Origin of the sequence: Pseudomonas sp. NPDC088368 (assembly GCF_044753445.1) — a bacterium.
In the GTDB taxonomy this organism is placed as follows: domain Bacteria; phylum Pseudomonadota; class Gammaproteobacteria; order Pseudomonadales; family Pseudomonadaceae; genus Aquipseudomonas; species Aquipseudomonas bambusae.
On record NZ_JBIVNG010000021.1, the window covers coordinates 33,594 to 52,750 of the forward strand.

The 19,157-nt window shown below is 53.3% G+C and carries 21 protein-coding genes and 1 pseudogene; 10 read left to right on the forward strand and 12 right to left on the reverse strand.

Translation table 11 applies throughout. From position 1 onward, the window contains the following. Window positions 1–1,130: 1,130 nt before the first annotated feature. Window positions 1,131–1,568: a short chain dehydrogenase gene (locus ACIQAL_RS30850; RefSeq protein ID WP_401152351.1), complete on the forward strand. Its 438-nt coding sequence runs from the start codon at window positions 1,131–1,133 to the stop codon at window positions 1,566–1,568. Between the two features lie 478 nt (window positions 1,569–2,046). On the opposite strand, the gene ACIQAL_RS30855 is transcribed toward ACIQAL_RS30850, so the two are convergent. Then, window positions 2,047–2,262 (reverse strand): hypothetical protein, encoded by a 216-nt coding sequence (locus ACIQAL_RS30855; RefSeq protein ID WP_401152354.1) that lies wholly within the window; start codon window positions 2,260–2,262, stop codon window positions 2,047–2,049. Window positions 2,263–2,487: 225 nt separating this feature from the next. On the opposite strand from ACIQAL_RS30855, the gene ACIQAL_RS30860 reads away from it, so the two are divergent. Further along, window positions 2,488–2,700, forward strand: coding sequence for a hypothetical protein (locus ACIQAL_RS30860; protein ID WP_401152357.1), 213 nt, complete (start codon window positions 2,488–2,490; stop codon window positions 2,698–2,700). Between the two features lie 9 nt (window positions 2,701–2,709). On the opposite strand, the gene ACIQAL_RS30865 is transcribed toward ACIQAL_RS30860, so the two are convergent. From ACIQAL_RS30865 to ACIQAL_RS30880, 4 genes are all read right to left on the reverse strand, one after another. Further along, window positions 2,710–2,949 carry a hypothetical protein gene (locus ACIQAL_RS30865; RefSeq protein WP_401152359.1) on the reverse strand — a complete coding sequence of 80 codons (240 nt, stop codon included), beginning with the start codon at window positions 2,947–2,949 and terminating at the stop codon, window positions 2,710–2,712. After that, the gene (locus ACIQAL_RS30870; RefSeq protein WP_401152362.1) at window positions 2,950–3,297 is read right to left on the reverse strand and encodes a hypothetical protein; all 348 of its coding nucleotides are present in this window, start codon (window positions 3,295–3,297) and stop codon (window positions 2,950–2,952) included. Window positions 3,298–4,246: 949 nt separating this feature from the next. Further along, complete coding sequence (locus ACIQAL_RS30875; protein WP_401152364.1) at window positions 4,247–4,867, reverse strand: tyrosine-type recombinase/integrase; 621 nt, start codon at window positions 4,865–4,867, stop codon at window positions 4,247–4,249. 303 nt (window positions 4,868–5,170) lie between these two features. Continuing rightward, on the reverse strand, window positions 5,171–9,325 hold the full coding sequence (locus ACIQAL_RS30880; RefSeq protein ID WP_401152367.1) for a CheR family methyltransferase: 4,155 nt from the start codon (window positions 9,323–9,325) through the stop codon (window positions 5,171–5,173). A gap of 699 nt (window positions 9,326–10,024) precedes the next feature. Between ACIQAL_RS30880 and ACIQAL_RS30885 the strand changes: the two are divergent. Beyond that, window positions 10,025–10,521, forward strand: a pseudogene (locus tag ACIQAL_RS30885) (CinA family protein). A 171-nt stretch (window positions 10,522–10,692) separates the two neighbouring features. On the opposite strand, the gene ACIQAL_RS30890 reads toward ACIQAL_RS30885, so the two are convergent. From ACIQAL_RS30890 to ACIQAL_RS30905, 4 genes are all read right to left on the reverse strand, one after another. Next, window positions 10,693–11,016 (reverse strand): NUDIX domain-containing protein, encoded by a 324-nt coding sequence (locus ACIQAL_RS30890; protein WP_401152369.1) that lies wholly within the window; start codon window positions 11,014–11,016, stop codon window positions 10,693–10,695. Continuing rightward, a complete protein-coding gene (locus tag ACIQAL_RS30895; protein ID WP_401152372.1) occupies window positions 11,013–11,189 on the reverse strand; it encodes a general stress protein in 177 nt (58 codons plus the stop codon). The genes ACIQAL_RS30890 and ACIQAL_RS30895 overlap by 4 nt, the downstream gene beginning before the upstream one ends. Window positions 11,190–11,501: 312 nt before the next feature. Beyond that, complete coding sequence (locus ACIQAL_RS30900; RefSeq protein ID WP_401152375.1) at window positions 11,502–11,744, reverse strand: hypothetical protein; 243 nt, start codon at window positions 11,742–11,744, stop codon at window positions 11,502–11,504. Further along, window positions 11,744–12,835: a glycosyltransferase gene (locus tag ACIQAL_RS30905; RefSeq protein WP_401152378.1), complete on the reverse strand. Its 1,092-nt coding sequence runs from the start codon at window positions 12,833–12,835 to the stop codon at window positions 11,744–11,746. The genes ACIQAL_RS30900 and ACIQAL_RS30905 overlap by 1 nt, the downstream gene beginning before the upstream one ends. 454 nt (window positions 12,836–13,289) lie before the next feature. Between ACIQAL_RS30905 and ACIQAL_RS30910 the strand changes: the two genes are divergently transcribed. Together ACIQAL_RS30910 and ACIQAL_RS30915 are read left to right on the forward strand one after the other, a co-directional pair. Then, entirely contained in the window at window positions 13,290–13,478 is a 189-nt protein-coding gene (locus ACIQAL_RS30910; protein WP_401152380.1) for a hypothetical protein, read from the forward strand. Between the two features lie 4 nt (window positions 13,479–13,482). Further along, entirely contained in the window at window positions 13,483–13,734 is a 252-nt protein-coding gene (locus ACIQAL_RS30915) for a DUF1652 domain-containing protein (RefSeq protein WP_401152383.1), read from the forward strand. Between the two features lie 61 nt (window positions 13,735–13,795). Here ACIQAL_RS30915 and ACIQAL_RS30920 read toward each other — a convergent pair whose 3' ends face one another. Further along, window positions 13,796–14,308: a DUF4142 domain-containing protein gene (locus ACIQAL_RS30920; RefSeq protein ID WP_401152385.1), complete on the reverse strand. Its 513-nt coding sequence runs from the start codon at window positions 14,306–14,308 to the stop codon at window positions 13,796–13,798. A gap of 223 nt (window positions 14,309–14,531) precedes the next feature. Here ACIQAL_RS30920 and ACIQAL_RS30925 point away from each other — a divergent pair, with 223 nt between their 5' ends. Together ACIQAL_RS30925 and ACIQAL_RS30930 are read left to right on the forward strand one after the other, a co-directional pair. After that, a complete protein-coding gene (locus ACIQAL_RS30925; protein WP_401152388.1) occupies window positions 14,532–15,032 on the forward strand; it encodes a ferritin-like domain-containing protein in 501 nt (166 codons plus the stop codon). Window positions 15,033–15,056: 24 nt separating this feature from the next. Then, the gene (locus ACIQAL_RS30930; protein WP_401152390.1) at window positions 15,057–15,221 is read left to right on the forward strand and encodes a hypothetical protein; all 165 of its coding nucleotides are present in this window, start codon (window positions 15,057–15,059) and stop codon (window positions 15,219–15,221) included. A gap of 82 nt (window positions 15,222–15,303) precedes the next feature. Here the strand turns inward: ACIQAL_RS30930 and ACIQAL_RS30935 are convergent, their stop codons facing one another. Both ACIQAL_RS30935 and ACIQAL_RS30940 read right to left on the reverse strand, forming a co-directional pair. Further along, complete coding sequence (locus ACIQAL_RS30935) at window positions 15,304–15,525, reverse strand: PLD nuclease N-terminal domain-containing protein (RefSeq protein WP_401152393.1); 222 nt, start codon at window positions 15,523–15,525, stop codon at window positions 15,304–15,306. Window positions 15,526–15,626: 101 nt separating this feature from the next. After that, on the reverse strand, window positions 15,627–15,941 hold the full coding sequence (locus ACIQAL_RS30940) for an RcnB family protein (protein ID WP_401152396.1): 315 nt from the start codon (window positions 15,939–15,941) through the stop codon (window positions 15,627–15,629). Between the two features lie 289 nt (window positions 15,942–16,230). Between ACIQAL_RS30940 and ACIQAL_RS30945 the strand changes: the two genes are divergently transcribed. The 3 genes from ACIQAL_RS30945 (at window position 16,231) to ACIQAL_RS30955 (ending at window position 18,708) form a co-directional block, all read left to right on the forward strand. Then, window positions 16,231–16,740, forward strand: coding sequence for a ferritin-like domain-containing protein (locus tag ACIQAL_RS30945; protein ID WP_401152398.1), 510 nt, complete (start codon window positions 16,231–16,233; stop codon window positions 16,738–16,740). 192 nt (window positions 16,741–16,932) lie between these two features. Then, a complete protein-coding gene (locus tag ACIQAL_RS30950) occupies window positions 16,933–17,820 on the forward strand; it encodes a manganese catalase family protein (protein WP_401152401.1) in 888 nt (295 codons plus the stop codon). 447 nt (window positions 17,821–18,267) lie between these two features. Then, window positions 18,268–18,708 carry a hypothetical protein gene (locus tag ACIQAL_RS30955; RefSeq protein ID WP_401152404.1) on the forward strand — a complete coding sequence of 147 codons (441 nt, stop codon included), beginning with the start codon at window positions 18,268–18,270 and terminating at the stop codon, window positions 18,706–18,708. Window positions 18,709–19,157: the final 449 nt, after the last annotated feature.

The window sequence follows — 19,157 nt, forward strand, 5'->3', positions numbered from 1 at the left end:
CTCCTCCAAGCTCATAGGCTAAAGCTAGATCATGCGGGCTGACCTTCAACCCGAGGAATGACCTGGCTGACTACCGGTATACATAATCCAGGATGCCGAAGAGAAGAAGGCACCAGGCGAAAGCAATACCAAAAAAACACCCCGCTACCGCCGTGTTGCTCATCTGAGATCCCCTACTCGACAGGTTGATCAGATGACGCGCACTGCGGCTCGTTCCATGAATTTGAAAGTATTCCCCAAGGACTCAACGAACCGTCAAACCTCGCCACTATTTGTAATGCACGGCATAAGGGCAGGCTTAACGAACAGTGATTTCCAAAGCGTTACTAACGCTTCTAGGCCCAGCGGTAGACCGACAGCCTGAAAGAGTAGAAAGCCGACTCTACCCAAACTCGCGTTGAAATTCAGGACGCGGAATTCTGATACGAGGCGGTCAGGACTGTAAGACCGGCCCCGCTTCCCTCATGAATATTTCGAGGGTCTTAGGCCCAATGCCCTCGAAACTCAGTAACCATTTCCCGAGCTCAATAGTATCTGTCGCCCCGCTTCTGATTGCCTCTACGCGAGTCGCCAGCGCCTCATCTAAACCAGTCGCCAGTAGTCGCAACCTTCTCGCAGTAGATTCATCGTACCTGGCATATCCTGCTCGCCCCAGTATTCTGACTAGTGAGCCATGAGAGCAATTGGCGAGTTTGGCAGGAGTATCCAGCCCATATTCATGCACTAACATTCGATAGGCCTCAACGGCCACGGACGACCTGATTCTTTTGCCTATGAGAAAGCTTGCTACCAGCCACCTGTAGAACCCATTCGCGTTGGGGGCGGTGAATTCGATCCCGAGACCAGCAGCGGTGACAGCAACGCCCATGATGTTTTTCTCACTCTACTAGGATGATGAAGCATCCGGATTATCGGGGGGAGGAGGATGGGATACTTGCAAGCGTTGCCGATCACCAGCCCAACACCAACCATTGGATGCCCACTTCACTGCTGGGTGCAATTGGATATCGAATGACGGAAGTGGGGGTGACCGCCCAGAGGGGTCTCTGGCTTTATCGTCACCCTTGATCCACCTTGCGGAACGTTCACGCTATAGGTGCCTCTATCACTCATCAACGAAGGAGCATCCTATGAATCGCTTGACGGGCATGATGGCGGGCCGGCGATACAGCATCGAGAACGTACGCGGAGCGCCAGAATTTGCAGGCTTCTTTCTAGACGACAAATACTTTCTTCATCCCGAGCTCCTGACTGCGATTGGCTGGTTAGACGGTGATCACTTCATCTATGACCAGCTGAGCTCGACAGGGGAGTTCGCTTTCCCAGGTGGAGTGGCCGGCACCATCAAAGATCTCACCCTCACGCTGGGTGATGGCAGATCCCTGACCATTACGGAACTGGAGACTGCCGCCCAGCCAGAGGGGGTTACAGAGCAAACGTGTGGCTCAGCAGATGAACTCCTGCCGGAAAAACGCCCTAACCCCGCGTTCCTGTTCGCAACAACGGCTGCCACGGTCATGGCTGGGTACATCATTGGCAGACTCCTGAAACGCCGTCGAGATGAATAGCCGGGCCATAAGCTTGACCTGAGCCAGTGTCGCCAATGTCGATGGGTCAACATGGCCTCCCTCTCATCATCGATGTATTGTTGCCGTTGTGCGGCCAATTGGAGAGCAATGAGCAGAATTCCAGCACCTTGAGTGCCCTAGATCGCCATTACACGGGGGTAGAGCAACGCATCGCGGTCTACCAGCGCTTGATCATCGCTTTTGCCTTTGAAGTTCTGGCGGCAACAACCTTCCCCTCGGCAATCGTCACGTCCACATACCCTCGATCCTTTAAGTGCAACAACGCCGTGAAATCTAGAGGATCGATTCTGCGAGGGGAGTCATCGATGAAGGTGGCCAAAAGCCTTACGGCACGCGATTCGAGCATGAGCTGGGGTGCCTATAAATCACTGATGGCGATTTGGCACCCTATCACAACAAGAGTTCCGGCCCCGTCGATCAACGTAACTGAACGGTACGAAGACCTGGGATTGCAACATCACTCTGACCAGCAATCCTGCTGAGCGTCCATCTCTAGTGCCCGGCCAGCTTCCTGACCCGAAACCGCAGGCTCAAGGAGTCGATAGTAGTTCATATGGAACTGCGCTTGCTCGCGCCGCCCTTCGGCCTGGGCCCGAAGCGCACTGGTCAGATGCCATTCGCGGATGGACACCAGACTTTCGATCTGGCGTTTAGACCGTTTGTTTACCAACATTGGCCACTCCCTGCCTAAATCCCTTAACTACCAGTTAAGGCACAAGCGAGGAGCGATGGTTCGACCTAATTGCGACTAATTTCTGTTTCCATACGCTTGGGTCAGAATCAGCAGCATGACGCCTACCGCGCTATCCTCAACGATGCTCTCAGGCTGCTGGATAAGTTGGGCCAACAGCGGCATTGCCGCCAATTCTAAGCAGGTTAAATTTCAAAGGATTTGAATATGAAAGACGCATTCACTGCCGCCTTATCTGACGTGGTTCAAAATCAGGTTGAGCTGACGTCGACCATCGAATCATTCCTCGGCCAAGCTCTGTCCCAAGGCGGTAACGTCACGGAAGCCGATCAGGTGCAAGGGCGGCTGGATAGTTTCAATGCTCACGTGAATGCGCTGATCAAGGCGCTTGCCGAGAGGTTCGACGGGCTTGATGCGTAGACACCATCCCTAGACGGTAGTCTCGTCCAATTGCACTATTCGGCCCGCAGCAATTTCGTTGACGATGGTGCTTAGACGACCCTCCTCACGCTGGAACATGGCAATCATCCGGTGCAAAGCTTGTGCATCAGGTTCATTGCCGGCTTGACTCAGCCGCTCTGCAATCCTCACCAGCTCAACGGCTGACCATTTCAAATCAGCAGCAATGCCTTGAAGGTCTCTGCGCAAAGTTTGGGTAGTGCTGTCCATTCATGACTCTCCAGGTCGTCTCTTCAAATTCATATCGGCAGGAAACCGGGACTTTTGCATGTCCTCCGTCGGTTTGGGAGCAGGGCCTTCGTTCTCCTGTGCAACCCTCATCGCCTGCGTCCATTCATGTGGGTCTCGCTGCTCAATCACATAGCTATAGGCGGCGTCGGCGTAATCGAGCATCTCATTGAGCTCGCCAAGGGTGATTACTCCCAGCCTTGCCAGTGCCATAGCGTGGCCAGTTAACTCGCCGCTCCAGTGATCAATCGCAAGCTCTCTACGCACCTCGTGGTTGAGCAAGATGTTCCAGAGCTCAAGCTCACGCTCTCTGACCGCTTCATCCGTCATTTCCCATTCTCCTCAGGCAATGGGCCTGCACCACCAGGACTGCGCCTACCAGACATCCTCTTCAAGCTGGATGCCGCTGAGCGTAAATCCTTCACGAGCCATGGCCGATACGTTCGCGTCGTAGAGTTCTGGAAGGAGCAGCCTGATCTCACCGTTGGTAGCCATGACCGTGGCCACATTAGAATGTCGATGTAGGTGCTCGCACACGCGATTGGTGATGGTGAGCTCCCCACGGATCACTGTCGTTCGCTTCGCAGGAACCATTGGTAGAAACTTTCCCCTACATCGTCGTGGGGTAATGAAAAATTGCATGTGAGCCACTGCAACTAACTGTATATGCGTACAGTTAACTAGACCATCCGACAGCGGTCAATGCTGTATGAGATGAGCGGCGTAATGCGAGGTGATCGTCATGCGTGCAGGCGAAGCAAAGGACAAAAACCGGGCGTACGAGCCCGTGCGGGTCTATTTTCCGAATCCTAAGGCGGCGTTCCCGGTGATCCTAGATGACGGCACTGATTTGGGCTGGGTACGCTGGGGTCGGCGGAAGGAACAATCTGGCTCATGCCCACAGGGGGATGGGCAAAGCTCGAAACTAAGTGTTGGAGGCCATGTTGAATTGACCCAGTTGCCGGGACCTCCCTGCCCCAGTCTGGTGCTTCCACGGCCATGCCTGCGATGGGAATGCTCCGGTCTGGAGGTAGGTCAGTCTGGCGTCAGCCCATGGGGCAATGCTGCATCGGCGTCGACAGCCAGGCATTGGCTGGGGTTGCTCACCATGGTTTTGACTGCTGAAAAAGCCGTATTCCGTTGAGGCATTACTTGATGCGCATTGAAAATGCGTTGAAGCGGTAGCGCCGATCCCTTGAGGTCACCCACAAATTGCATGGAGTGAGTGACTGCTATGGGTCGGTTAGCGACGGTCTGATCTCGACCGTCGCTAGGCATCTCAAACCTCGGTCTGCTCCGCCATTTCCAAGGCGTCATCGACCTCGATCCCCAAATATCGAACGGTGCTCTCCAGCTTTGTATGGCCGAGCAGCAGTTGAACCGCCCTCAGGTTTTTCGTCCTGCGATAGATCAGTGATGCCTTCGTACGTCTCATCGTATGAGTGCCATACATGGCTGGATCAAGGTCAATGGCTTTCACCCAGCCTTTGACTATACGAGCGTATTGCCGAGTGGATAGATGGTCAGATGTATGCAGTCGGCTAGGGAACAAACAGTCCTCGCTGCGTAGCTTGGCCTGACGTATCCAGGCTGCGACAGCAGACCGTGTTTGTTCAGTAATCTCGAACTGCACAGGCCGCTGCGTTTTCTGCTGCATGACCATGGTTCGTGATGATACGTGCTCGCCGTGGGCGACGTCGCGCACGCGGAGCTTGGTTAAGTCGCAAGCTCGAAGCTTGCTATCGATGGCGAGATCGAAGAGAGCCAGATCCCGAGTTCTTTCTGCAATTTGAAGCCTTACTCGGATAGACCAGATATCTCTCAGTCGTAGCGGGGGTTTCTGCCCGACCAATTTTCCTTTGTTCCAGGGCTGACGGCTGCGGGTAGCAATGATGCTCATGACATGTCCTCCATGTGTGGAAGGACAAGGATGGGCTGCCTGAGCAACGGTCGTTAAACGGCCAAGAACGGCCTCTAGCTACGGACTAAATCAGCTAGAGGGAGTTAGTGACACCGCGGTACAACTTGAGAATTTTCACTCCAAATACACTATTTACTCCCGAGAACGACCAGTCCCTGGGACCCTGCATCTACTATCCACCGTTGGCCCGGCCTCGCCGAACCGGCCGGTCAAATATTCAACCGGGGCTCTTGACACCATAAGCATAAAAACTGCCATAAGCCAAAAGTTTCCAGGTGCTCCTTATACCAAGCGGGGTTCGCCGCCGTAGGCTTTCTCAATCACCTCAACAAACGTGTCGTGGGAGATAGGTTTGCCTATGTGGTGTGTGAAACCTGACTGCAACGCTTTCTTATGATCATCAGGGGTCGCATAGCCCGTCAGCGCGATGGCTGGAACTTGCTTAAATTGAGGCAGATTCCGTATTTCAAAAATGAACTGGTGGCCATTCATCACGGGCATTCCGATGTCCGAAATGATGACGTCGTACTCGTTCTTTCTTGCGACCTCTAACGCCTTTAGGGGATCGGAAAACGCGGCGACCTGGGCCTCCTCCATTTCAAGCAGCATCTGCATGACCTCCAACACGTCAGGCGAATCGTCTACCAGCAAAATCCGTACGCCATGGAGCCGTCCTGTGTCTTCCGACAATTGAGGGGAGTGATCCGGAAATTGTTCATTCTGCTTCAACGGCAGCCGCATACTGAACGTGCAACCTTTGCCTACACCCTGCGAATAGACCTCTACAGAACCTCCATGGGCCTCCACGAGCTGGCGTACCAGAGAGAGACCAATGCCTAAGCCTTCACGCTGATGGGTAGCGTGCTGATGCTCAGCCTGGCTGAAGAGGTCGAATACGTTTTGCAGATCCTCTTCACTCAGACCAATGCCGCTGTCCGTCACGTCTAGCTGCGCCATACCTTCGTTTTTGAAAGCGGACAACTCCACGCGACCACCCTCAGGCGTAAACTTCAATGCGTTATTCAGCAGGTTCCAGATGATTTGCTCCAAGCGGGTGCCATCGGCATCGATGACCAGCGGTGCATCTGCGCCGGGCGGTAATTGAAGGGTAACTTCGCAACCGTGTCGAGCGTTGACAACCACCGTATGGATATCTCGAAGTACCTGCCCAAGATCTACCGCCTGCCTTTTGAGCTTCAATTTGCCGGTGCGCACTCGGGCGACATCCAACAGGTCATCAATGATGCGCGCCTGACTCGATACAGCCTCAAAGATGGTGTTGACCGCTTTCACAGCGGGCACGGTAGACTTTATCGACGGCAGTCGACGTAGTAGCTCTGCGTTAAGCTGGATAAGGTTCAGCGGATGTTTCAGCTCGTGGGACATGACCGCAAAGAACTCGTCTTTTAGATGATTGCTCGTTTGGGTGGCGGCCAGACGAATGTCCTGTTCATCCTGGGTTCGCTTGTGCCCCGTAAGATCGCGGGCGATTTTCACGTAACCCTGCATACTTTCCCCACGAAGCAGGGTTACCTCTCCGCTGCAATAAAAGCGGCTGCCATCCTTCCGCTTGTGCCACCGCTCGTCCTCGCTTCGTCCGTTCAGACGGGCTCCGTTCAGCTCAGCTTGCGGAACGCCCGCCGTGCAGTCTTCCGGCAAGAAAATCAAATCGTAGCGTCGGCCCAGGACTTCGCTCTTGGCGTAGCCGAAGACCAGTTCCGCGCCCATGTTCCAGTCGATGATCAAACCTTGCTCGTCAAGGATGATGATCGCGAAATCTCGCGTGCTCTCTGATACCAACCGCAAGCGCTCTTCACTCTGGCGCAGTTCTTCTTCAGCGGCACGCCGTTTGGTCATATCGATGAACGTCAGGATGGTGCCGTCGATATGATCTTCGTTCGAGCGGTAAGGCAGCAGGCGGGCGAGGTACCAGCGTTGATCATTGCCACTGACTTCACGTTCCATCATGTTGAGCGATTCAAATACCGCCGTCGCATCGTCAGCCATCTCTTGGTAATTCAGCCGATGCGTGATGTCCAGCAGTGACCGCCCCGTGTCTACCGGCAGCATGCTGAAAATATCCGTGGCGCGCGGAGTGAACCATCGGATGCGCAGGTTTCGGTCAACAAAAACAGTGGCGATGTCCGTGGAGGTGATCAGGTTGGAGAGGTAGTCGTTGACCTTGTCCGTTTCCTCAACCTTGGTCTTGAGTTCGTGGTTGACCGTCAGAAGCTCTTCGTTGATTGACTGTAATTCTTCCTTACTGGTTTCCAGCTCCTCGGTGGCTGATCTCAACTCTTCGTTGATGGCCTGCATCTCTTCATTCGAGGCTTTCAACTCTTCACTGGAGACTTCTGACTGCTCCAGCGTCTCTTGCAGATGAAGCTTGGTGCGCTGCAATTCCAGTTCCAGGCTGGTCAGCACCTGGCTCTCTGTCTGAGTTTGACCTCCGGCGTCGTGGGAATCGACCTCCTGCTCGTCAAACAACACGAGTACATAGTCGTTTTCGGTCACGTCGTCTCGATAAGGGTGAGCCGTGACGCCCACCAGGCATTCGCGCTGGTGAAGGGTGATTCTGACTTTGCGAGATGAGACAACACTGGCGGTCTGTTGTGTCTGGAAAAGCGTGGTGCGAATCTCCAGCCGCAGTTCGGGATGAGCCACGGTCAGCAGATTGCGAGACATCTCTCCAGCGACGTGCCGCAGGTAGCGGCCTGCCCCCTCGTTCATATGAAGAATGTTGGCGTCGGTGTCGATGACAACGCTTGGAGGCGCCGCTTTGCCAAGGGCACGCAGATGGACATCGGCCAGAGAAACTCTTGGAGATACTGACTGCTTGGCGGGGGGGACTGCGGTCGGTACCGGTAAAGGCCGTGGATAGCCACCGCGAGGAATTGCGGGAGCGCGCCGCAGATGATTGACGGCGCTTTTGGCTCGGAAGATGCGATTACGTTTGTCTATAACGGTGAAAAACTCCAGACAATCGTCAATGGATTCGGAGTTACCCAGGAACAGATACCCCCCCGAACGCAGGGCGAAATGAAACATCTGCATAATCTCACGCTGCACTTCCCGATCCAGATAAATCAGCAGATTTCTGCACACAATCAGATCGATTTGAGAGAACGGCGGATCCAGCAGGAGGCTGTGCTGTGCGAACAGGACTTTTTCTCGCAAGTCCTTGCGAATGCGGTATTGGTGGTTCTCTTTGGTGAAGTTCTGGCGCAGGCGAATGGTCGGTACGTCAGTCAGAATGGCCTCGGGATATATACCGTTGCGACCGAATGCGATCGCCCGGTCATCGATATCCGTCGCAAATACTTGAAGTCGGGCATTGCTGCCTTCCTGCGCCATATGCTCGGTCATGAGAATTGCCAGGCTGTACGCTTCTTCGCCCGTAGAGCAGCCGGCTGACCAGACTCTGATTTCCTCGCGGTGAGGCAGGGTGTCCTTCAGCGACTGGAGCAGTGTCGGCACCACGCTGCGTTCGAGCGCCTCGAAAGCATCTCGATCCCGAAAAAAATTCGTGACGCCGATCAGCATGTCTCCCAGCAGGGCCTTGGTTTCTTCAGGATGGCTTCGCAGATAGTCGTAGTACGCGCCCAAATGAGGCTGCGCCGTTACCTGCATGCGTCGTTCGATACGACGCAAGACGGTAGCCCGCTTATAGTGCTTGAAGTCGTAGCCAGTACCCGCACGCAATTGGTGAAGAATGTCTTGCAGGTGCTGCTCCGCCACCACTGCATCGCTTTCGGTAGCAGGAGGCGCTGTTCTGATTGCAGAATCCGCCGCCGGAAGCACCATCGACCTGGAGTTTTTCCAAAGTTCGATAAGCTTCTCCGGCATTTCTGCGACCGGCAGCACCACATCGACCATCTGTGTCCCGATCGCCGCCAACGGCATGCCATCGAACTCTGCGTCCTCTGGGGATTGTGCCAAGGTAACGCCGCCTTGCTCCTTGATCCGGGAAAGCCCTACGGCACCGTCAGATCCTGTCCCTGAAAGGACTACACAAAATGCTCGCTCCTTGTGAACATCTGCGAGATCTCTGAAGAAAAGGTCGATAGCGATCTGCGCGCCAGGCTGGCGATTTGAGGGAGTGGCGGTGATGTAACCATCGTTCATCATTAGATAATGCGATGGTGAGATGACGTAAACGGTGTTGCGCTCGATATAAAGCGTCTCTGCTACCTGCCGTACCTTCATTTGCGAAACTTGCTGAAGGATCTGATCAGCCAGGCTCTCATGGTCGGGTGACAAGTGAAGGATGACGACAAAGGCCATACCGTTGTCAGCCGGCATGTTGGCAAAAAAGACCTTCAAGGCCTGAAGTCCCCCCGCCGAAGCACCAATGCCCACCACGGGAAAAGGCAGAGTGCTGGGAATCACTTCCTTGCGCTGCGGGACGTTGGCGGAGCGCTTGCCGGAGGAGGTCATGAGGTAAGCCTTGGATGGCGGCTGCAAGATTTGCATGCGATTGGGTATGTTAACCCAAGGCTCTATCGCCGGTTGTGCCTGTAAATTGGGCCGAAGAAGACTGGGAGTCTCTTCAGAAGACTTTGGTGGGAGGCAGTGGTTCCACGCGCCCACGGCATTGGGGCATTCATTTCACAGTGAGGGATGGCTAAAGCGCACCCCGCAAGTGGATCTAGGCTTAACGCTTCATACAACATGCGCTCAACATTGGCCAGTACGAGGGAGCAGTGTCAGCTTTGGGTCGATAGCAGTCGTACAAATCGTGACCGCGCTGGCATTACATACCTGTGATGGCCGACACGGCATTTTTTCACAGGAAATCCAATCCAAACCTATCTTCAACATTGCCAGCCTCCTGCCCTGGAACTGCCCACAATCGATCAACACACTCGTATCATCGTCCAGCCAAAGCTGATGGCATGAACCGGTCACCCCCTCCCCTGCGCCATGATGAATGACCTTGCAGTTGCTCATGGTTGCTCCGCTGCATGGCCAAAAGTAGATGACGCAAAATGGAGTCACCCTAGTAGCCAGTTGGGCATCATGCATTGACAGATAGTTTCTATTAGACCCTCAAACATGTGACCACCCAAAGCGACTGATCCAAACCATCTGCTCGAGGTCGAATCTGCGTTCAGAGGCAGTTATCGGAGAACTTCGATGGACGTTGCAAAAACGGTCAAATACCTTGAACAGCACGAGTTGCTGCTCGCCACCGCGGAATCCTGTACCGCTGGACGTATCGTTGCCCTGTTGGCCGAGGTGCCAGGTAGTGGATCACTGGTTGAATGCGGCTATGTAGTTTACTCACCCGAGGCTAAACAGCGCCTGCTGGGTGTGAACCCGAAAACCATCGAGTATTTCAACCTCACCAGCATAGAAGTTGCACACGAAATGGCAATAGGTGTACTGCGGGACAGCCCGGCTAACGTGGCGATCGCGACCACTGGCCTCTGCGGAACAGAGGATGTAGATGGCATTCCAGCGGGGACCGTCTGTTTTGCGTGGGGATTCGTGCATCACAATCGGTGAGCGTATTTACGCGCAAGCATCGTTTCTTTGGGGATCGAGCAACGCTGCAGCATGACGCTGCCGTCCATGCACTAGCGATGCTCCCTCATTTTCACGCCCGGATGATGGCTGGAGAGTCGGCATGAGCGCAGCCGCTCTCGCATACTGGGTGCGCCACAGGCGGTCCTTGTTTTGTCTCAGTGGTTATCAGCCATAGCGAAGCTCAGTCACGAATTTGCGTAGCAACCGTTTGGCTGCAGACTTTATGCATCTATCATGTGCTGGATAGGTCACCAGGTGCAACCAACAATCTCGTTTTAGGGGACAGCGATTTGATCAGGGCCCACATCAACAGCAAAAATAAAATGCATGGAGTTGCCAGAAACATATCGTGCCAGAATAAATAGATCTGTAGGACATACCCCTGTCTCCTCAGCCAGCTCCCGGTAAGCAGCGTCTCGAGGCGTTTCCGAGCGCTTGATTTTACCGCCAGGAAGATTCCATCTGCATTGCCGCCTGCGAACGAATAACAACTCCTCTCCACGCCGGCATATCAGCGTTGCTCGCTCTTTCATTAGAAGCTCCTTACAGGCGAAGTATTTGAGACAGGGCGGCAAAGCCGCCCCTGCCCCTTCAATCATGAGGAGCGGCCACCACCGTGGCTTTGCTGCCCGCCTTTTTTGCCGGCTTCCGACGCTTTTTCACGATCATTCGCGAAATTTCCACCGGACGCCTGGCCACCTTTTTTACCTGTTTCTGACGCTTTCTCGCGGTCATTAGCGAAGTTTCCTGGATTTTGGTTATTAGTACTCATTGTAAATCTCCGATGCTTATATTCACTGACCATTCAGCGAACATAAATTAGGAACCCCCCTCTACAGAAAATACCGCATTGATTTTCATAGCCACTGACGAACGGTGAGTTTAAATATAAATGTTTGTATTAATGTCACCCATGCGGAGGGATACAATTCAAACGACCGCTTCGTTTGTTATAAGCTTTTAAAAACCAGTATCAGATAAACATCATTCTGTAGCGATAGCCTATATAGCTGGCTATCATCATGCGGCGGCGCTGACCGAGTGACCCGCCGTCGGCGGCTAAACATGTATAGATGGCTTTGACTCAACGCTTGGCCACATCACCGGTCGCCTCAGCAATCATCGCAACCGTTTCTTCCACTCCTGCAAGCTGCTCTTGAAGTGCTAGAAACGAAAGATGCAATGCCTCATCGGTGTCTGCTGTTTGCGCGCCGCGCAATGAGTCAACCTCAGTCATATCGAGGATCCTCAAGTCATTAACAGTCTCGCGAAGATCCTGTAACTGATCCAATATGTGCTTTACCAGTGCATTGTGTTGCTTGCCCATCAATGAAAACCATCCGTGTAGGAAGGGGCAGACTTAATAGGAGACTTCCTCGACCGAGACCGCGCAGTCTCCGCCAGTGCAATTTCATAGCGCGACACCTGTTCTGAAAAAGCCCAACGTGTTTGTGCCAATGAGCGGCAGCAATCCGCTGAGAGCCCAATAGCGGACGGGATCGCTGCCGCTAATGCTGACACGTCACCAGGCTCTACCAGAACTCCTACCTCAGGCGTAACCAACTCTGAAAGAGCACCTCGGTTGAAACCGGCTACAGGGGTTCCACTTGCGATCGCTTCGGCCACTACCAACCCGAAAGGCTCCTCCCAACAGGGGGTAACGAGCGCGACTGATGCACAAGCTACTCCAGCCGCCAATGCCGGCCGAGCCAGATGACCAAGGTAGGTAACACCGGAGCCCAAACGCGGCTGGATACACTGCTGGTAGTAAACCGGATCGGAGATAGGGCCCGCGATACGCAAAGGAATGTTCGCCATTCGGGCCGCTTCAATGGCCAGATGTAACCCCTTCTCCGGCACGATACGTCCAGACCAGATAGCGAAGTCTGACTTTGCGCCTCTTGGTTTCCACATTTGGAGATCAACGGCGTTAGGTATCACTTCACACCTGGAGATGAGTCCGCCCCAATTTCGAGCATTTGCATGAGATGGAGAGCATAAATATCCCCCTACATTGGGGTAGGCATAGGCTTCGCGAAGCTCAGGGATAGGGGGCGTATGAAGTACAGTCAGCATCGGCGTGGCGATGGAAGTGGCCATTGTGGCTGGCACATAATGCAGGCTGTTATTAAATATGACATCCAATCCATAGAGATCGATTGTGAGCATGATCTGCAGATATTCATGATGCGCAAGTAGGCCAAAATCTTCGCATTCATGAGCTAATCCTGCCGAGGCGCCTGGGCTCAAACAGGGCAAGGATTTTATTTTCTCAGACGAGCCACGAACTCCAAACACAGTCAAATCATGGCCCCGTGCCCGTAGTTCCATAGCGATATCATACGTGAAGGCCTCAAGGCCTCCGTACATAGGCTCTGTGAGAGCGTACTGGTTGTGAGTGATAAGGCCAATGCGCATGACTGAACATCCATTTTGCGAGGTGTAATATTAGTTTCCTATAGCCTTCCTACGTTCGATTTATTTTCGGGACCAGATAAATATCTTTATCGAGAGTCAGGTCTCAACACCGTGGACTATCAGGTTCACTCATTTGAATAGAAATTAACACGCGTTTGGATGGATTAGTAACTCGATGAAAAAATAATCGACTGGTGATTAGAGTGACGGTTAGATTATTTCGTGATAACTGAGAATATTTCCCTTTCAAACTGTATAGAACCGGGAGAAAAAACGCCTATAGTAATGGATTGCACCATCCGTATAGATGGAATGCTCTCCAAATGTTGAAGTACAGCTAAATATAAAAAAGACCTTTCAGATATCCCAAGGTCAACCTCTATGTGCTGCAACTGCACATCCTCGGTAAGTCCTTAGCCCGCGTTGCGGGCTTTTTTATTAGGTACACCACGAAATGGATATCAAAACAATATCAGAGGTGCTGAAAAACTGTCCCCACGCCGCAGTACGTAAGGCCTATTACCTCGGCATCGATTTTGATGGCTATATCTGTGTGTATTGCGGCAAACGGTTTATGAACATTGCCGAGGCGCCAGTGCCGACTCCCCGCAATTGTCACGCCCGTTCACAAGAAAAGGAATGAGGTCATGAGCCTGTCTCTGCTGGAACTGCGACATATCATCGAATCGGGTTTTTTGCCCATGAAATGCCGGTGTACGATGGATACAAACGGTGATCTTACAATCGAGCTGATGGACGAGTCCGCCGGGACCAACCTGGTCACAGGGGGCATCTCTGTGACAGGTCTTCAGACAAGTCGCGACATTGCGAATCTCGTCGGAAAATTGAGGGCAGAAATTGCATCATCAGGCTCGGACGTGAAGCACATCCGAGCCTGATCCGTTGCTCCTCTACAGTGCCCCGTGAAGGTCGCTAGATCGGGACCTGGCGACCCGGAGATCAGTTTGCAGCATCGCCACCGTGCGCCTTGGCCAAGGCCTGCGCATGAGCCAGATGGTCTTTCAGCTTTGGCAACGTTTCGACAGCAAAGGCCTTGAGCTCAACATCCTTACCGTTGGCCGCTTCGTCTTCAAAAATCTTGATGGTTGCCTCGTGCGCCTTGACCTGGTTGTTCGCATAGGCCTGATCAAAGGACTTGGCACTGCGCAGCTCCAGAATCATCGATTTGGCCTTGTCCATCAGTTGAGCGTCATCGGAAACCTTAAGTTTTTTGCTATCGGCAATTGACTTGAGCTTGGCATTGGCCGCTGTGTGATCCTTGATCATCATGTCAGCGAAGCTTTTCACATCGGCAGCACTGCCTTTTTCCTGGGCAAGTTTACCCGCCTCCACTTCGGCCACACCTTTGGCAGACGCGTCTTCAACAAAATCATCGTTATCTTGAGCCGCATAGGCATGACCGGCCAGTGTGACCATGAGGGCGAGTGCTGAGGTTTTGAAGAGATGAGCCATGGGAGCATTCCTTTTGTTGGGTCAACGAAGTGGCAACCGCCACGCATGTTTGAGCAATGCGCATGGCCGGTCGTTCACCGAATTTCGGTGGGTCACTCTGATCACCTTTTGTCGGTGCATTGTCAGGCGCAAGGAACAGCCCTCACTCCACGCTGGTCGAGTCTACTGATGGGCAAAAATGTCCACGCAAGCAGTCTCCACCCCAACGGACAAGGAATATCCCATGGCTAGAACAACTGTTGACGATCTGTTCATCCACGAACTCTCTGACGTATACAGCGCGGAGAAGCAGATCACCAAGGCGCTGCCGCGGCTTGCGCGTGCCGCCACTAATCCTAAACTTGCCGAAGTTTTTACATCCCATCTTGAGGAGACTCAGGGCCAAATCGAGCGCATTGACCAACTCGTCGAACAAGCTGGCCTGAAACTCAAGCGAATGAAATGCGTGGCAATGGAAGGTCTGATCGAGGAGAGCAAGGAGCTACTCGACGAGATTGAAAAAGGCGAGGTACTCGATGCCGCGCTGATCGGTGCCAGCCAGAAGGTTGAGCATTATGAAATCGCCTCCTACGGTACGCTGATCGCGATGGCCAAGCACCTCGGCATGACCGATGCGGCAAATCTGCTCGCTGAGACACTCGCAGAAGAAAAGGCGGCTGATGAAAAGCTGACTGCTGTCGCCGAGGAAGGCGGTAATCAGGCTGCCACGCTTGCTAAAAAATGAGTCACGCGATACTGGAGGCGATTTATGACGCTAGCAAAAAGCGATTATTCCGAGTCGTCTGCCGACTCTGACGCTAAATATCAACGTGCATTAGCGCATTTTCACTCTGATGCTCAAGCGTTGAAACGAGGCATGTTCACAGCCCTGTTTGTCCAGCGCTTCAAGCAAGGTTTGATCAAACCAACGTAGCCGTACGGACTGCTTCACCTTTGAACGAGAATAGCCCGTGTTCGCACGGGCTATTTCGTTCCAGCTACTCGAGCAAACCTGATTACCCTTTGCTGTGCTCCTTTGAGGTTGGCGGCTGCGCAACACCGCGAGGGCCCGCTATTCCCCAGATGACGACACCAATGACCGGCAATATCAGGACCAGCAGCACCCAGCCCATTTTGGTATTGGCTGACTTGGTCGTGCGCCAAACGCTGGCAATAACCCAGAGGTCCAGAAGAACAATGATAGGGACCAAAACATAGGCAAGCAAAGACATGTCCATTTTAATTCTCCCTCAAGTTACGGCGACAACGAGCGTTTCTCTACCAGAATCGAAGAGGACAATTGCGGCAAATCATACCGCCAGCCCGCCTCAACTTCCGGTCACTTGCCGGCGTCAGATTTGTTGATCATCTCTTTGATCGTGCCTGTCGGAATGTCTACCAGGACGTATTTGTCCTGGATTTCAACCCACTGCTCATTCTTCTGGGGCACCTTGAGGTGACGCTTGTCCCAATCCTTGATGGCAAGACTGTCCCGTTGGTACTGATCCGGAACGTTGTCACCTTCCTTGATCTCCTTCATGCCCGCTCCAGGCCTATCCAGAGTGACGCTAGGTTCATCGGCGGCGTAAGTAGCGCTGCCAAGTGCACAGAGCACGGCGAGGGCAATGGATGAGAGGTAGTGTCGACTGAACATAAGGAGGCTCCGCAGTATGAATGTTTGGCTCACATTTCTTAGGACAGCCAGAGGGGAGCTTGTATCATCGTTTTAACGCACCGTTCCACCAGGCGCAGTACACCTGATCATTTTTAGTGAACGCATCGAGGGGATAGGGGATCAGCTGTAGTACGGATGTGAATCCGTGGTCAAAACTCCTTTTGGCCCACGCCTAGTGGGCTTTTTTAAGACTCGTCGTTGCCGTGGAGCCATCCATCACACAGCTGCGCCCGGCGAGCCGTCCTGAACCCACGTAAGGAACCATCTAATGGCAACTCCTCAAGAAAATCTTCTCGACTGGCTACGCGATGCGCATGCAATGGAGCAGCAAGCCGAGAAAATGCTCAAGGCTCAGTCAGAGCGACTGGAACACTATCCACAGTTGAAGGCACGAATCGATCAGCATCTTCAGGAAACACTCGGTCAGCAGAAGCTGGTCGATGAGTGTATTGCCCGGCTCGGCGGAAGCTCCTCTGCACTCAAGGACATTGCCGGCAAGCTCATGGCATTTGGACAGGCCATCGGTGGCTCCATGATGAGCGACGAGGTCATCAAAGGTGCCATGGCAGGCTACGTGTTCGAAAATGTTGAAATCGCTACTTACACCGTGTTGATCGCTGCCGCCAAAGCTGCAGGTGATGCACAAACGGTAGCGGCCTGCGAACAAATCTTGCCACAGGAAGAAGCAATGGCTCAGTGGCTACTCGCGCACTTGCCTGAGCTAACTGAAGTTTTTTTAGCACGCTCTGTGAACCCAAATACCGAGGCGAAGAAATAGGTCCGCGATAGCCTCTGCAAGCCAGTGCCCACTGTGCTGGTTTGCCAACTTCCCCCGGGGGGGGGGTGTTTTTACCGTTCGTCCTAAGGCGCAGAAATAACAGAGACGATCAGGGCTGGTCCTCCTCGAAACTTGTGAACGCGCTAATGCCCATAGAGGCACTGCGCACAACCTGAGCCAGAGGAAAGCCTAATGTTCTTACACAATAAGCGTCTTCAATACACCGTCCGTGTGGCTGAACCCAACCCAGGTCTTGCAAACCTGCTTCTTGAGCAATTCGGCGGGGCACAAGGTGAGCTTGCCGCAGCAGCACGCTATTTTACGCAAGCCCTGGCTGAGGAAGATCCAGGCCGCAAGGATTTGTTGATGGACATTGCTACCGAAGAGCTAAGTCACCTTGAAATCGTCGGTTCGATCATCGTCATGCTTAACAAAGGCGCGAAAGGACAGCTTGCCGAAGGTGTACAGGAGGAAGGTGAGCTCTATCGTGCCATCAATGGTGCGGGCAACGATTCGCATATCACCAGCATCCTGTACGGCGCCGGCGCGCCGCTGGTTAACTCTGCCGGAGTCCCGTGGACCGCTGCATATGTAGATTCGATTACCGAACCTACCGCGGACTTTCGCTCCAACATTGCAGCTGAAGCACGGGCCAAGATTGTCTATGAGCGCCTGATGAATGTGGTGGACGATCCAGGCATCAAAGACGCGCTCGGGTTCCTGATGACACGTGAGGTTGCGCATCAACTGTCGTTTGAAAAAGCCCTGCATTCGATTCAGCCGAACTTCCCACAAGGCAAGCTGCCCGGCATGCCTGAGTTCTCGCGTACCTATTTCAGCATGTCCAATGGTGAGCCGAACGTACGCGGCCCTTGGAACAGTGATGCAGACTTTGAATATGTCGAGAATCCGCAGCCAGCAGTCGATGGCGGTGACGGCACAGCTGCTGTCGAGCTGACCGAAGCGGATGCTGTCACGCTGACCATGATGAAAGAGCGTACAAAATCGGACCTGACCGCAAACCCGGTAACCGGTGCTGATCTTGGTTCTGGCTTGGCTCAAGGCAAAGAAGACATCTGATCTCTCCACGGTATTGGATGCCTGTTCGCAGGCATCCCTTTTTTTCATTTCCAAAGGACTCGGACATGAAAACGCTCGGAAAAAATCACCATGTGCCATTGGCTAATCGACTAGGGTCTCGCGCCTCTGTATGTCTTGGCCTCTTCATATTTGTTATCAGTTGCGGTGTGCTCGTCGTTGAGGCTCTTGATTTGTTAGCACGTTGAAAGCGCAGCTATATACCGATGCTAAGCGCTGGTATGCAAAAGCAGGCCTGCTTACCTAATGCATGGAGCACTGCCTGAGCGCAACGTACGACTTCCAATTCACCCGTTTTATTGGCTGTGCTCGGCATAAACCAAATCTTGGCTAAGGAAGAATATGAAAATTGCGTGTCTCGGATGGGGGTCGTTGATCTGGAACCCGGGAGAACTATTACTCGCCTCAGAATGGCAAACGGACGGCCCGATGCTGCCTATCGAATTTTCCCGCGTAGGAGATGGAGGAGAGCTCGCGACAGCCATATGCCTGAATGCCCCACCGTGCCAAGTGCTGTGGGCACCCTTGAGTTTCCAGTCGCTCTCCGACGCGGTGTCTGCGCTGCGCAGGCGGGAGAGAATCCCTGTTGATCGAGAGGACGGTGTAGGTATCTTCACCATTAATAGTCTGACCGTAGGCACACTGGGTAAATGGGCAGCTGATCGCCAGCTGGATGCGATTATCTGGACCGCTCTGCCACCACGCTTCGAAGGTGTCGAGGGGCTTATTCCCTCGCTCGACGATGTCCTCTCATACCTGATCGGCCTGGATGGTCAGACATTGGAGCATGCAAAGTATTATATGGATAACGTGCCTGACCAGATCGAGACCCCGTATCGAAAAGAAATCAAGAAATTGGGGTGGGATTGATCTGTACTCAGGGCGATACCTGAGTCTGGATAGGGCGAGGGACTTACCACCATCACGATTACCAGGAAGGGGGAGAGGCATGAAATGTTACCTTTGCGAGCTGGACGCCCAACAAGATGAGTCCAGTTCAGCCGGTGAGCTTGTCAGTTGTCGGGACTGTGGCACCTACAAAATATCAGAGATCGTCCTTAGGAATTTAGGGACGAGAAAGCTCAATTTTTCCAAGATGCGTGACGACCTGCATCGACAACGTCAGTACAACGCTACGGCTGTCGCCGAGATTAATACCGAAACGGCGATCTGGGCGTGAGCGTTGAAAGCAGCTGGTCGCCCTGTGGCGCAGACCTGACGTTAAACTGCCGGTTATCTTGGCTCGGAATGGTTTTCAGGGAGCGTAGCTCGGGTCTTGGGCTTGCCTAACACATAAGTTACGCCGCCATCCTTGGTGC

Excerpts from the sequence above, each read along its gene's own strand:
- ACIQAL_RS30850 (WP_401152351.1), top strand. The coding sequence starts at position 1,131 with ATGAATCGCTTGACGGGCATGATGGCGGGCCGGCGATACAGCATCGAG.
- ACIQAL_RS30855 (WP_401152354.1), bottom strand. The coding sequence starts at position 2,262 with ATGTTGGTAAACAAACGGTCTAAACGCCAGATCGAAAGTCTGGTGTCC.
- ACIQAL_RS30860 (WP_401152357.1), top strand. The coding sequence starts at position 2,488 with ATGAAAGACGCATTCACTGCCGCCTTATCTGACGTGGTTCAAAATCAG.
- ACIQAL_RS30865 (WP_401152359.1), bottom strand. The coding sequence starts at position 2,949 with ATGGACAGCACTACCCAAACTTTGCGCAGAGACCTTCAAGGCATTGCT.
- ACIQAL_RS30870 (WP_401152362.1), bottom strand. The coding sequence starts at position 3,297 with ATGACGGATGAAGCGGTCAGAGAGCGTGAGCTTGAGCTCTGGAACATC.
- ACIQAL_RS30875 (WP_401152364.1), bottom strand. The coding sequence starts at position 4,867 with ATGAGCATCATTGCTACCCGCAGCCGTCAGCCCTGGAACAAAGGAAAA.
- ACIQAL_RS30880 (WP_401152367.1), bottom strand. The coding sequence starts at position 9,325 with ATGACCTCCTCCGGCAAGCGCTCCGCCAACGTCCCGCAGCGCAAGGAA.
- ACIQAL_RS30890 (WP_401152369.1), bottom strand. The coding sequence starts at position 11,016 with ATGATTGAAGGGGCAGGGGCGGCTTTGCCGCCCTGTCTCAAATACTTC.
- ACIQAL_RS30895 (WP_401152372.1), bottom strand. The coding sequence starts at position 11,189 with ATGAGTACTAATAACCAAAATCCAGGAAACTTCGCTAATGACCGCGAG.
- ACIQAL_RS30900 (WP_401152375.1), bottom strand. The coding sequence starts at position 11,744 with ATGGGCAAGCAACACAATGCACTGGTAAAGCACATATTGGATCAGTTA.
- ACIQAL_RS30905 (WP_401152378.1), bottom strand. The coding sequence starts at position 12,835 with ATGCGCATTGGCCTTATCACTCACAACCAGTACGCTCTCACAGAGCCT.
- ACIQAL_RS30910 (WP_401152380.1), top strand. The coding sequence starts at position 13,290 with ATGGATATCAAAACAATATCAGAGGTGCTGAAAAACTGTCCCCACGCC.
- ACIQAL_RS30915 (WP_401152383.1), top strand. The coding sequence starts at position 13,483 with ATGAGCCTGTCTCTGCTGGAACTGCGACATATCATCGAATCGGGTTTT.
- ACIQAL_RS30920 (WP_401152385.1), bottom strand. The coding sequence starts at position 14,308 with ATGGCTCATCTCTTCAAAACCTCAGCACTCGCCCTCATGGTCACACTG.
- ACIQAL_RS30925 (WP_401152388.1), top strand. The coding sequence starts at position 14,532 with ATGGCTAGAACAACTGTTGACGATCTGTTCATCCACGAACTCTCTGAC.
- ACIQAL_RS30930 (WP_401152390.1), top strand. The coding sequence starts at position 15,057 with ATGACGCTAGCAAAAAGCGATTATTCCGAGTCGTCTGCCGACTCTGAC.
- ACIQAL_RS30935 (WP_401152393.1), bottom strand. The coding sequence starts at position 15,525 with ATGGACATGTCTTTGCTTGCCTATGTTTTGGTCCCTATCATTGTTCTT.
- ACIQAL_RS30940 (WP_401152396.1), bottom strand. The coding sequence starts at position 15,941 with ATGTTCAGTCGACACTACCTCTCATCCATTGCCCTCGCCGTGCTCTGT.
- ACIQAL_RS30945 (WP_401152398.1), top strand. The coding sequence starts at position 16,231 with ATGGCAACTCCTCAAGAAAATCTTCTCGACTGGCTACGCGATGCGCAT.
- ACIQAL_RS30950 (WP_401152401.1), top strand. The coding sequence starts at position 16,933 with ATGTTCTTACACAATAAGCGTCTTCAATACACCGTCCGTGTGGCTGAA.
- ACIQAL_RS30955 (WP_401152404.1), top strand. The coding sequence starts at position 18,268 with ATGCTGCCTATCGAATTTTCCCGCGTAGGAGATGGAGGAGAGCTCGCG.